The organism is Streptomyces sp. NPDC002888 (assembly GCF_042888465.1).
Taxonomy (GTDB): domain Bacteria; phylum Actinomycetota; class Actinomycetes; order Streptomycetales; family Streptomycetaceae; genus Streptomyces.
This window is the reverse complement of the sequence record NZ_JBIAPU010000004.1, coordinates 124324-135418: the sequence shown is the minus strand read 5'-3', so window position 1 is coordinate 135418 and position 11095 is coordinate 124324. Positions and strand designations below refer to the sequence as shown.

The 11095-nt window shown below is 69.0% G+C and carries 9 protein-coding genes; 1 reads left to right on the top strand and 8 read right to left on the bottom strand.

Features of this window, described 5'->3' with window-relative positions; all coding sequences use genetic code 11:
* Positions 1-50: 50 nt before the first annotated feature.
* The 7 genes from mreD to ACFYWX_RS08305 all read right to left on the bottom strand — a co-directional run bounded on the left by mreD (position 51) and on the right by ACFYWX_RS08305 (position 8433).
* Entirely contained in the window at positions 51-722 is a 672-nt protein-coding gene (mreD, locus tag ACFYWX_RS08335; RefSeq protein ID WP_389423177.1) for a rod shape-determining protein MreD, read from the bottom strand.
* Positions 723-735: 13 nt separating this feature from the next.
* Positions 736-1683, bottom strand: a complete 948-nt coding sequence (gene mreC, locus ACFYWX_RS08330) for a rod shape-determining protein MreC (protein WP_389423176.1) — start codon at positions 1681-1683, stop codon at positions 736-738.
* Positions 1684-1837: 154 nt separating this feature from the next.
* The gene (locus ACFYWX_RS08325) at positions 1838-2857 is read right to left on the bottom strand and encodes a rod shape-determining protein (protein WP_130436780.1); all 1020 of its coding nucleotides are present in this window, start codon (positions 2855-2857) and stop codon (positions 1838-1840) included.
* 365 nt (positions 2858-3222) lie between these two features.
* Positions 3223-3636, bottom strand: a complete 414-nt coding sequence (gene ndk, locus ACFYWX_RS08320) for a nucleoside-diphosphate kinase (protein ID WP_389423175.1) — start codon at positions 3634-3636, stop codon at positions 3223-3225.
* Positions 3637-3687: 51 nt separating this feature from the next.
* Entirely contained in the window at positions 3688-4044 is a 357-nt protein-coding gene (locus tag ACFYWX_RS08315) for a DUF4233 domain-containing protein (protein ID WP_389423174.1), read from the bottom strand.
* Positions 4045-4053: 9 nt separating this feature from the next.
* Positions 4054-5574, bottom strand: coding sequence for a bifunctional folylpolyglutamate synthase/dihydrofolate synthase (locus ACFYWX_RS08310; RefSeq protein WP_389423173.1), 1521 nt, complete (start codon positions 5572-5574; stop codon positions 4054-4056).
* Positions 5575-5808: 234 nt separating this feature from the next.
* On the bottom strand, positions 5809-8433 hold the full coding sequence (locus ACFYWX_RS08305; RefSeq protein WP_389423172.1) for a valine--tRNA ligase: 2625 nt from the start codon (positions 8431-8433) through the stop codon (positions 5809-5811).
* 136 nt (positions 8434-8569) lie between these two features.
* Between ACFYWX_RS08305 and ACFYWX_RS08300 the strand changes: the two genes are divergently transcribed.
* Positions 8570-9589: a hypothetical protein gene (locus tag ACFYWX_RS08300; protein WP_389423171.1), complete on the top strand. Its 1020-nt coding sequence runs from the start codon at positions 8570-8572 to the stop codon at positions 9587-9589.
* Positions 9590-9663: 74 nt separating this feature from the next.
* Here ACFYWX_RS08300 and clpX read toward each other — a convergent pair whose 3' ends face one another.
* The gene (clpX, locus tag ACFYWX_RS08295; protein WP_389423409.1) at positions 9664-10953 is read right to left on the bottom strand and encodes an ATP-dependent Clp protease ATP-binding subunit ClpX; all 1290 of its coding nucleotides are present in this window, start codon (positions 10951-10953) and stop codon (positions 9664-9666) included.
* Positions 10954-11095 lie beyond the last annotated feature (142 nt).

Here is an 11095-nt window from a genome sequence, read left to right as displayed (position 1 = left end):
CCGTTCGGGTGATCCATCCACTGGCGCGCTCCGCGCGCGGGCGCCCGCGCTCACAGCCGCTTGACTCCCTTGATGCGGCCGGCGCGGGCGCCTCTCGACCGGGCGGCCTTCACGCGCAGCCCACCGCGCTGTCCGCCGATCTTGAGGCCGGTGCCGCCGGAGAGCCAGCCGGAGGAGATGTCGGTGGTCTTGGCGCCGGAGTTGGTCTCGGCGAGCGGGTCGTTCTCGGCGCGCCGGGCCAGCGCCATGATCCCGGGGACGACGAACGGCGCGAGCAGCAGGTCGTAGAGGGCGGCCGTGAACAGCAGGCTGGGCAGGCCCACATGGCGGGCGGCGGTGTCGCCGACGAGGGCGCCGACGCCGGCGTAGAGGAGGGTGGAGCCGATGGCGGCGGCGACGACCACGACCATCGGGCCGGTTGCCGACTTGAGTTGGCCGGTCTCCGGCTTGATGAGCCCGGCGAGGTAGCCGATGACGCACAGCACGAGGGCGTAGCGCCCGGCGGCGTGGTCGGCGGGCGGGGCGAGGTCGGCGAGCAGTCCGGCGCCGAAGCCGATGAGGGCGCCGCCGACATGGCCGTACACCATGGCCAGGCCCAGGACGGTGAGCAGGAGGATGTCGGGGACCGCGCCGGGCAGGTGGAGGCGGGCGAGGACGCTCACCTGGAGCACCAGGGCCACGACGACCAGCGAGGACGACAGCAGGATCCGGTTGACGCGCACGGGAAATCAGCTCCTACTGCTCTTGCTCGAACTGGCCGTCGACGGGCGCGCTCGCGGACGGGGTGACCGTGACGGTGACCGTCGGCGTGGGGGTCGGTCTGGGCTTGGCCGGGAGCACGGTGTCGCGTGGGTCCTTCTTCGGGGTCTCGACGACGACACCTACGATGTCCAGTTTGGTGAAGCCGACGTACGGGGTGACGTAGAGGGTGCGGGTCAGGCCGCCGCCGGACGGGTCGACGCGGGAGACGACACCGACGGGCACGCCGGGCACGAAGGGCTTGTCGGCCTGGGAGCCGAAGGTGACGAGCCGGTCGCCCTTCTTGACCTCGGCCTTGCCGTTGAGGAGTTCGACGCGCAGCGCCTGGTCGCCCTGCCCGGAGGCGAAGCCGAGTTCGTCGGTCGACTCCATGCGGGTGCCGACGGTGAAGTCGGGGTCGTTGGCGAGGAGGACGGTGGCGGTGTGGGGGCCGACGGTGGTCACGCGCCCCACCAGTCCGTCCCCGTTGAGCACGGTCATGTCGCGCTTGATGCCGTCGCCCGCGCCGACGTCGATGGTGATGGTCCAGGAGAAACCCTGGGCCGCTCCGATCGCGATGACCTCGGCGCCCTTGATGCCGTACTGGCCCGCGCCCGCGGTCTTCAGCATCTTGTCGAGCTGGCTGAGGCGGCTGCGGTTGCGGTCGTCGCTGCCGAGCTTCGCCTTGAGGGCCGCGTTCTCCTTCTCCATGGCCGCGAGCCGGTCGTGGCGCTCACCGGAGTCGCGTACGGCGGAGACCGCGTTGCCGACGGGATCGACCGCCGACGACACCCCGTTCTCGATCGGACCGAAGGCCGCGGCCGCGGCCTGCCGGGCACCGTCGACCGGGGAGTCCTCCCCGCCACGGATGTCCACCGTGATCAGTGCGAACGCGATGGCGATCAGCAGCACCAGGAGCAGGCGGCTCTCTCGTGTGTCCCTCACGTGCGGCGGCCGTGCCCTTCCCTCTAGGAATGCGTGATTCAGGAATGTGCAGGGTGTTTGGAACGTACAGGCGTTTATGGGTGATCTTATGCCTCGATATCAACGATCCGCCGTACGAGGAGATCATCTCGTACGGCGGAATCGAAGAGTTACGTCATCTGCGCGGCGCGGCGTCCAGGACCTGCTGGAGCGCCTCGAATTCCTCGACGCACTTGCCGGAGCCGAGCGCCACGCTGTCCAGCGGGTCCTCGGCGATGTGGATCGGCATGCCGGTCTCGCGGCGCAGCCGCTCGTCGAGTCCGCGCAGCAGCGCTCCGCCGCCCGTCAGAACGATTCCGCGGTCCATGATGTCGCCGGACAGCTCCGGCGGGCACTTGTCGAGGGTCGTCTTCACCGCGTCCACGATGGCGTTGACGGGTTCCTCGATCGCCTTGCGCACTTCGGCGGCCGAGATGACGACGGTCTTGGGCAGCCCGGAGACGAGGTCCCGGCCGCGGATTTCGGTGTGCTCGTCGGCGTCGAGGTCGTACGCCGAGCCGATGGTGATCTTGATCTGCTCGGCCGTCCGCTCACCCAGAAGAAGGCTGTACTCCTTCTTGATGTGCTGGATGATCGCGTTGTCCAGCTCGTCGCCCGCGACGCGGATGGACTGAGCGGTGACGATGCCGCCGAGGGAGATGACCGCGACCTCCGTGGTGCCGCCGCCGATGTCCACCACCATGTTGCCCGTGGCCTCGTGGACCGGCAGGCCGGATCCGATGGCCGCGGCCATGGGCTCCTCGATGATGTGCACCTGGCGGGCGCCGGCCTGGGTCGACGCCTCGATGACGGCGCGGCGCTCGACGCCGGTGATGCCGGACGGCACACAGACGACGACCCGGGGACGGGCGAGATACCTCCGCTTGTGGATCTTCAGGATGAAGTAGCGGAGCATCCGCTCGGTGATCTCGAAGTCGGCGATGACACCGTCCTTCAACGGACGCACGGCGACGATGTTGCCGGGGGTCCGTCCGATCATCTTCTTGGCTTCGGCGCCGACCGCGAGGATGCCACCGGTGTTGGTGTTGATCGCGACGACGGACGGCTCGTTGAGTACGATCCCGCGACCCCTGACGTACACCAGCGTGTTGGCGGTCCCGAGGTCGACAGCCATGTCACGGCCGATGAACGACATTGAGTTCCCCATCAGGATTCGTCTGGCCTTCCCACGAGCTTTTGAGGGCTTTTCAGGTCGGCGAAGGTGGGTGCTGTGACGTGAAGGCTTCCATCGTAAACGCGCCTGCACGGACACTGCGCGAGGGTCTTCGCCATTGTCAGCAGATGCGGAGCCGCCTCGCTTGTGGAGACGGTCCATAGGGGGCACACGTTCCCCCGATCGCCACGCATATGCCGAGGGACGGCCGAAAACGTACGGCCGTCCCAGGTCAGGCGTCACCTCGAACTGACGGTTCCTCAGAAAAATCCACGGAAACTCCGCCACCCACTCGGGCGTGGGCCCTGCAACGTGCCGGCAAGAGGTCTTGCGGAATCCCGGACGGGCTACGCGCGGCCGGGGAAGAAGATCTTCACCTCGCGCTCGGCGGACTCCTCGGAGTCGGAGGCGTGGATCAGGTTCTCGCGGACGATGACGCCGAAGTCGCCGCGGATGGAGCCGGGCGCGGCGGCGATCGGGTCGGTGGGACCGGCCAGGGCGCGGACGCCCTCGATGACCCGCTCGCCCTCGACGATCAGGGCGACGACCGGACCGGAGGACATGAACGCGACCAGCGGCTCGTAGAAGGGCTTGCCCTTGTGCTCGCCGTAGTGCTGCTCCAGGGTCTCCTGGTCCAGCGTGCGCAGCTCCAGCGCGGTGATCTGCCAGCCGGCCTTGCGCTCGATACGGCTGATGATCTCGCCGGTCAGGCCGCGACGGACGGCGTCGGGCTTGAGCAGGACGAGGGTGCGCTGGGTCACGAGGGCTCCTTGGGAGTCAAAGCTTGTGCGGGTGATGAGATTACCCGGTTGTTACGCAGCGTCAGCCCCCGAGGAACCCGCCTGAGCGGCGAATCTCGCCTTCGCCTCGTCGATCTTCCGCCCGAAGTGCACCGACGCCCACCACAGCGCCGCGAACACCACCCCGAGGAAGAACATCGCCGGGACGACGAACCCGGCCGCGATCAGCGCGACCTGCAAGGCCCAGCCGAGCACGACCCCGCCCGGCCGGGTCACCAGACCGCACAGCACCAGGCTGAGGAACATCGCGACCCCGCACACCGTCCACACTGTGGAGGTCGACAGGTCGGGATCCTTCATGGCGACCAGCCCGGCGAAGCCGATGACGAAGAACTCACCGATGAGGGTCGAGGAACAGAGCGTACGCATGGTGAGGACTCAGCCCTTCCCGAGCAGCAGTCGGGCCTCGCCGACGGTAATGACGGATCCGGTGACCAGTACGCCGCCGCCGGCGAACTCGCCCTCCTCCTCGGCCAGCGTGATCGCCGCCTCCAGCGCGTCGGGCAGCCGCGGCTCCACCTGCACACGGTCCTCGCCGAACACCTCCACGGCGATCGCGGCCAAATCGTCCGCGTCCATCGCCCTGTGGCTGGAGTTCTGGGTGACGACGACCTCCGCGAAGATCGGCTCGAAGGCCTCGAGCAGCCCCCGCACGTTCTTGTCGCCACTGGCACCGACCACGCCGATCAGCCGGCTGAAGTCGAACGCCTCGCCGACCGCCTCCGCCGTGGCAATCGCGCCCGCCGGATTGTGGGCCGCGTCCAGGACCACGGTCGGGGACCGCCGTACGACCTCCAGCCGCCCCGGCGACGACACCGCCGCGAAGGCCTTGCGGACCGTGTCGATGTCGAGCGGCTCGGGCCGCTGGGAGCCGACGCCGAAGAACGCCTCGACCGCGGCGAGGGCGACGGCGGCGTTGTGCGCCTGGTACGCGCCGTGCAGCGGCAGATACACCTCGGTGTACTCGCCGCCCAGGCCGCGCAGGGTCATCAGCTGCCCGCCCACGGCGACCTGCCGCGACACGATCCCGAACTCCAGGCCCTCCCGGGCCACGGTCGCGTCGACCTCCACGGCCTTCTTCAGCATCACCTGCGCCGCGTCGACCGGCTGCTGGGCCAGGATCACGGTCGCGTCCTGCTTGACGATGCCGGCCTTCTCCGCGGCGATCTCGGCGTGCGTCTCACCCAGCCGGTCCGTGTGGTCGAGAGCGATGGGGGTCACGACGGCGACGTCCCCGTCGATCACGTTCGTGGCGTCCCAGCTGCCGCCCATGCCGACCTCGACGACGGCCACGTCGACCGGCGCGTCCGCGAAGGCGGCGTACGCCATCCCGGTCAGCACCTCGAAGAAGGACAGCCGGAACTCCTGCTGGCCATCGACCATCTCCACGTACGGCTTGACGTCCTGGTACGTCTCGATGAACCGCTCGGCGGAGATGGGCGCCCCGTCGAGGCTGATCCGCTCGGTGATCGACTGGACGTGCGGGGACGTGTAGCGCCCGGTGCGCAGCTCGAAGGCGCCGAGCAGGGCCTCGATCATGCGGGCGGTGGAGGTCTTGCCGTTCGTTCCCGTGATGTGGATCGAGGGGTAGGACCGCTGCGGCTCCCCCAGCACGTCCATCAGCGCGGAGATACGGCTGACGGACGGCTCCAGCTTGGTCTCGCCCCACCGCGTGGCCAGGTCCGCCTCGACCTCGCGCAGGGCCTTGTCGATTTCGGGGTCGGCCGGCCGCGCGGGCACGTCGGCCTCCGGCGGGCCGCCCTGGGTGCGCAGGGTGCGACTGCCGGCCTCGATCACCGCGAGATCGGGATCACGGTCGGTCTCGGCCGCGATGATCTCCTCGAAGGAGCCGAGGGGGTCGGGCTGGTCGTGGTTGCCGTTCGGGGGGAGCTCGCTCACGGGGCCAGTCTACGGAGCCCCAGCCATCGCCGTGGCTGCGGGCATGCGTGCCGACGCAGCCTGCGGGCATGCGTGCCGCCTGGGGCGATGGGGGTCCCCCGCTCGAGCGAAGCCGAGAGTGGGGGAGGGTGGGGACAGGCGGTGCCCGTCAGCGCCGGACCGCGCGACCCACCCGACGGCACGCGAAGGCCCCGGAACCTCGAAGCTCCGGGGCCTTCACCAACGTACCGACGCCTACGCCTGAGGCAACCGCTCCAGCTGCGCCAGAATCCGCGTGATGTCCTCGTCCGCCTTGGCGAGCCGCCCGCGGATCTTGTCCACCACGTTCTCCGGCGCCTTCGCCAGGAACGCCTCGTTGCCCAGCTTCGCCGTGGCCTGCGCCTTCTCCTTCTCCGCGGCGGCGAGGTCCTTCGCCAGCCGCTTCCGCTCCGCAGCGACGTCGATCGTGCCGGACAGGTCCAGCGCGACCGTCGCCCCGGCGACCGGCAGGGTCGCCGTGGCCGAGAAGCTCTCACCCTCCGGCTGGAGGCGGAGCAACTGCCGGATGGCCGCCTCGTGCGGGGCCAGCGCCGTGCCGCCCAGCTCCAGACGGGCCGGAACCCGCTGGCCGGGCTGGAGGCCCTGGTCGGCGCGGAAGCGGCGGACCTCGGTGATGACGGACTGGAGCGACTCGATCTCCCGCTCCGCGTCGGCGTCCCGGAAGCCACTGTCGGCCGGCCACTCGGCGATGACGACCGACTCGCCGCCCGTCAACGTCGTCCACAGCGTCTCCGTGACGAACGGAACCACCGGGTGCAGCAGCTTCAGCGTGACGTCGAGGACCTCGCCCAGGACCCGCTTCGAGACCTCGGCCGCCTCACCGCCCGCCTGGAACGTGGTCTTCGACAGCTCCACGTACCAGTCGAACACCTCGTCCCACGCGAAGTGGAACAGCGCGTCGGAGAGCTTCGCGAACTGGTAGTCCTCGTAGAACGCGTCGACTTCGGCGACGACGGAGTTCAGGCGGGAGAGGATCCAGCGGTCGGTCGCCGACATCTTCGAGGCGTCCGGCAGCGGGCCTTCCACCGTCGCGCCGTTCATCAGCGCGAAGCGGGTCGCGTTCCAGATCTTGTTGGCGAAGTTGCGGGAGCCCTGGACCCAGTCCTCGCCGATCGGGACGTCGACGCCGGGGTTGGCGCCACGGGCGAGCGTGAACCTGAGCGCGTCGCTGCCGTACTTGTCCATCCAGTCCAGCGGGTTGACCGCGTTGCCGAAGGACTTCGACATCTTCTTGCCGAACTGGTCGCGGACCATGCCGTGCAGGGCGATGGTGTGGAACGGCGGGGTGCCGTCCATCGCGTAGAGGCCGAACATCATCATCCGGGCGACCCAGAAGAAGAGGATGTCGTAGCCGGTGACCAGGACGGAGTTCGGGTAGAACTTCGCGAGCGACTCGGTCTGTTCGGGCCAGCCGAGCGTCGAGAACGGCCACAGGCCGGAGGAGAACCAGGTGTCGAGGACATCGGTGTCCTGACGCCAGCCCTCGCCGCTCGGCGGCTCCTCGTCGGGCCCGACACAGACGACTTCACCCTCAGGGCCGTACCAGACGGGAATGCGGTGCCCCCACCACAACTGCCGCGAGATGCACCAGTCGTGGAGGTTGTCGACCCAGTCGAAGTACCGCTTCTCCATCTCCTGCGGGTGGATCTTGACGCGCCCGTCGCGGACGGCGTCACCGGCCGCCTTCGCGAGCGGGCCGACCTTGACCCACCACTGCATGGACAGGCGCGGCTCGATGGTGGTCTTGCAGCGCGAGCAGTGGCCGACGGAGTGGACGTACGGCCGCTTCTCGGCGACGATCCGGCCCTCGGCGCGCAGCGCGGCGACGATGGCGGAGCGGGCCTCGAGCCGGTCCAGGCCCTGGAAGGGGCCGTGGGCGGTGATGACGGCGTGCTCGTCCATGACGGTGAGGGACGGCAGGTTGTGGCGCTGGCCGATCTCGAAGTCGTTCGGGTCGTGCGCCGGGGTGACCTTGACGGCGCCCGTGCCGAACTCGGGGTCGACGTGCTCGTCGGCGACGACCGGGATGGAACGGTCGGTCAGCGGCAACTTGATGAGCTTGCCGACCAGGTGCCGGTACCGCTCGTCCTCGGGGTGAACGGCGACGGCCGTGTCACCGAGCATGGTCTCGGCGCGGGTGGTGGCGACGACGAGCGTCTCGTCGCCCTCGCCGTACTTGAGGGAGACGAGCTCGCCGTCGTCGTCCTGGTACTCCACCTCGATGTCGGAGATGGCGGTGAGACAGCGCGGACACCAGTTGATGATGCGCTCGGCGCGGTAGATCAGCTCGTCGTCGTAGAGCCGCTTGAAGATGGTCTGGACGGCCTGGGAGAGGCCCTCGTCCATGGTGAAGCGCTCACGCGACCACGCGACGCCGTCTCCCAGGCGGCGCATCTGGCCGCTGATCTGGCCGCCGGACTCGCCCTTCCACTGCCAGACGCGCTCGACGAACGCCTCACGGCCCAGGTCGTGCCGGGACTTGCCCTCCTTGCCGAGCTCACGCTCGACGACGTTCTGGGTCGCGATGCCGGCGTGGTCCATGCCGGGCTGCCACAGCGTCTCGTAGCCCTGCATCCGCTTGCGGCGGGTGAGGGCGTCGATGAGCGTGTGCTCGAAGGCGTGCCCGAGGTGCAGGCTGCCCGTGACGTTCGGCGGCGGGATGACGACGGTGTACGGCGGCTTGTCGCTCTTCTCGTCCGCCTCGAAGTAACCCCGCTCTACCCAGCGCTCGTACAGCGGCCCCTCTACGTCGGCCGGCGCGTACTGGGTCGGCAGTTCGGTGTCGGGCGCTGGTGGCTGCTGCTGAGCGTTCTCGGTCACGGGCTCAGTTTAGGGGTGTCACCGCACAGTCCCGAAACGCGTTTGTTCTGTAACGGGCCCACCCCCGATGGCATGCGCACGCTGCGTCTGCGCCAGGATGTCTGAAACACATAAGCATCTGGAGGGGAACCCAGAAATGAGCTACAACCAGCCGGGCCCGTACGGCGGGCAGCCCCAGCAGCCCGGACCGTACGGCCAGCAGGGCCCCTACGGCCAGCCGCCGCAGGCCCCCCAGCCCGGCTACGGCTACCCCCAGCAGCCCCCGCCCGCCCAGCCCGGCTACGGCTATCCGCAGCAGGCGCCGCAGGGTGCCCCTCCGCAGCAGCCCAACCCGTACGGCCAGCAGCAGCCGCCCTACGGTCAGCAGCCCCCGTACGGCCAGCAGCCGCCCTACGGCCAGGCCCCGTACGGCGCGCCCCAGCCGCCGGCACCGGGTGGCGGCAAGAAGAAGACCGGTCTCATCATCGGCGCGGTCGCCGTCGTCGCCGCGATCGGCGTGGGCGCCTACTTCGTGATCGGCGGAGGCGGCGGCGCGGCCGGCCTGTCGGACGACGGGGCGCACAAGCTGGAGACTCCGGCGACGGTGGTCAGCGACTACAAGCGGGTCGGCAAGGGCGGCGAGAGCACCGACGCGGACACCGTGAAGTACCTGGAGACCAGCGGCGTCAAGAACGGCAAGGCGGTCATCGGGCAGTACTCGACGGCCGACTTCGGCAACTACGACCCGCAGAACCCCGACCCCAAGGACCTGCCCAGCAAGAGCGAGCTGCTCAAGGCCAGGGGCGTGACCATGGTGGGCGGTTACGGCGAGATCGCTGACCCCAAGACGGCCCTCGACAAGTACTTCGCCGCCATCCAGAAGCAGATCGAGGCCAGCAACTCCAGCTCGTCGAGCTCTTCTTCTGGCAGCGAGTCCCAGACCAAGCTGGTGGGCCAGCCCGAAGAGGCGGACATCGACGGCGCGGTCATGAAGTGCCAGGCGGCCGAGGGCACCAACAACCTCACCCAGAAGCCGTCGACCGACTGGTTCTGCGTGTGGGCCGACTACAGCACGATCGCCATGGTCTCCCCCGGTGACAACACCAAGAGCATCACCAAGGAGTCCGCGATCGACATCACCACCAAGATGCGCGAGGACGTCCGCGTGAAGGCCTGACGGCCCCAAGTCCACGGCGAAGGGGCCCCGGTCGGTCGACCGGGGCCCCTTCGTCGTGCCGTGTGCGTCGGCGGTTACGCCGTCTTCTGCTCGCCCGGGCCACGGCCGTTGCGGGCGTCGCGCGGGATGAGCGTCGGGTTCACGTTGGAGTGGACGACGTCCGCCGTGATGACGACGCGGGCCACGTCCTTGCGGGACGGGACCTCGTACATCACCGACATCAGGACCTCTTCCATGATGGCCCGCAGACCGCGCGCGCCGGTCTGGCGGAGGATGGCCTGGTCGGCGATGGCCTCCAGGGCCTCGCGCTCGAAGTCCAGCTCCACGCCGTCGAGTTCGAAGAGGCGCTGGTACTGCTTCACGAGCGCGTTGCGGGGCTCGACGAGGATCTGGAGGAGGGCCTCGCGGTCCAGGTTGTGGACCGAGGTGATGACGGGGAGGCGGCCGATGAACTCGGGGATCATGCCGAACTTGACCAGGTCCTCGGGCATGACGTCCTCGAACTGGTCCTTGGCCTCCAGCTCGCGCTTGGAGCGGATCGTCGCGCCGAAGCCGATGCCCTTGGCGCCGGCCCGGGACTCGATGATCTTCTCCAGGCCCGAGAAGGCGCCGCCCACGATGAACAGGACGTTCGTCGTGTCGATCTGGATGAACTCCTGGTGCGGGTGCTTGCGGCCGCCCTGGGGCGGGACCGAGGCCGTGGTGCCTTCCAGGATCTTCAGCAGGGCCTGCTGTACGCCCTCGCCGCTGACGTCGCGCGTGATCGACGGGTTTTCACTCTTGCGCGCGACCTTGTCGATCTCGTCGATGTAGATGATCCCGGTCTCAGCCTTCTTGACGTCGTAGTCGGCCGCCTGGATCAGCTTGAGCAGGATGTTCTCGACGTCCTCGCCGACGTACCCCGCCTCCGTGAGCGCCGTCGCGTCGGCGATGGCGAACGGGACGTTCAGCATGCGCGCGAGGGTCTGTGCGAGGAGGGTCTTGCCGGAGCCCGTGGGGCCCAGCAGGAGGATGTTGGACTTCGCCAACTCGATGGCGTCCTCGCGGCTTTGACCGCCGCCGTTCTCACCTGCCTGGACCCGCTTGTAGTGGTTGTACACCGCGACCGACAGGGCCTTCTTGGCGGGCTCCTGGCCCACCACGTAGCCCTCGAGGAACTCGTAGATCTCGCGCGGCTTCGGGAGTTCCTCCCAGCGGACCTCGCTCGTCTCCGCGAGCTCTTCCTCGATGATCTCGTTGCAGAGATCGATGCACTCGTCGCAGATGTAGACACCGGGCCCTGCGATGAGCTTCTTGACCTGCTTCTGGCTCTTGCCGCAGAACGAGCACTTGAGCAGATCGCCGCCGTCACCGATGCGTGCCACGGTGTGCTTCCCCTTCGCCTGGGAGACGCCTAGGTCCAGCGGCTCCTGGTGCTGCCTTATGTCCGACGGTACCTTGCCGGGCCCCTCGTTCGGGCCCCCCTTGGCACGGTTCACTTTGACGTGCACCTTGTCGGGCACGCGC

Coding starts and splice junctions, on each gene's coding strand:
- ACFYWX_RS08300 (WP_389423171.1), top strand. CDS start 8,570: ATGAGCTACAACCAGCCGGGCCCGTACGGCGGGCAGCCCCAGCAGCCC.
- ACFYWX_RS08315 (WP_389423174.1), bottom strand. CDS start 4,044: ATGCGTACGCTCTGTTCCTCGACCCTCATCGGTGAGTTCTTCGTCATC.
- ACFYWX_RS08325 (WP_130436780.1), bottom strand. CDS start 2,857: ATGTCGTTCATCGGCCGTGACATGGCTGTCGACCTCGGGACCGCCAAC.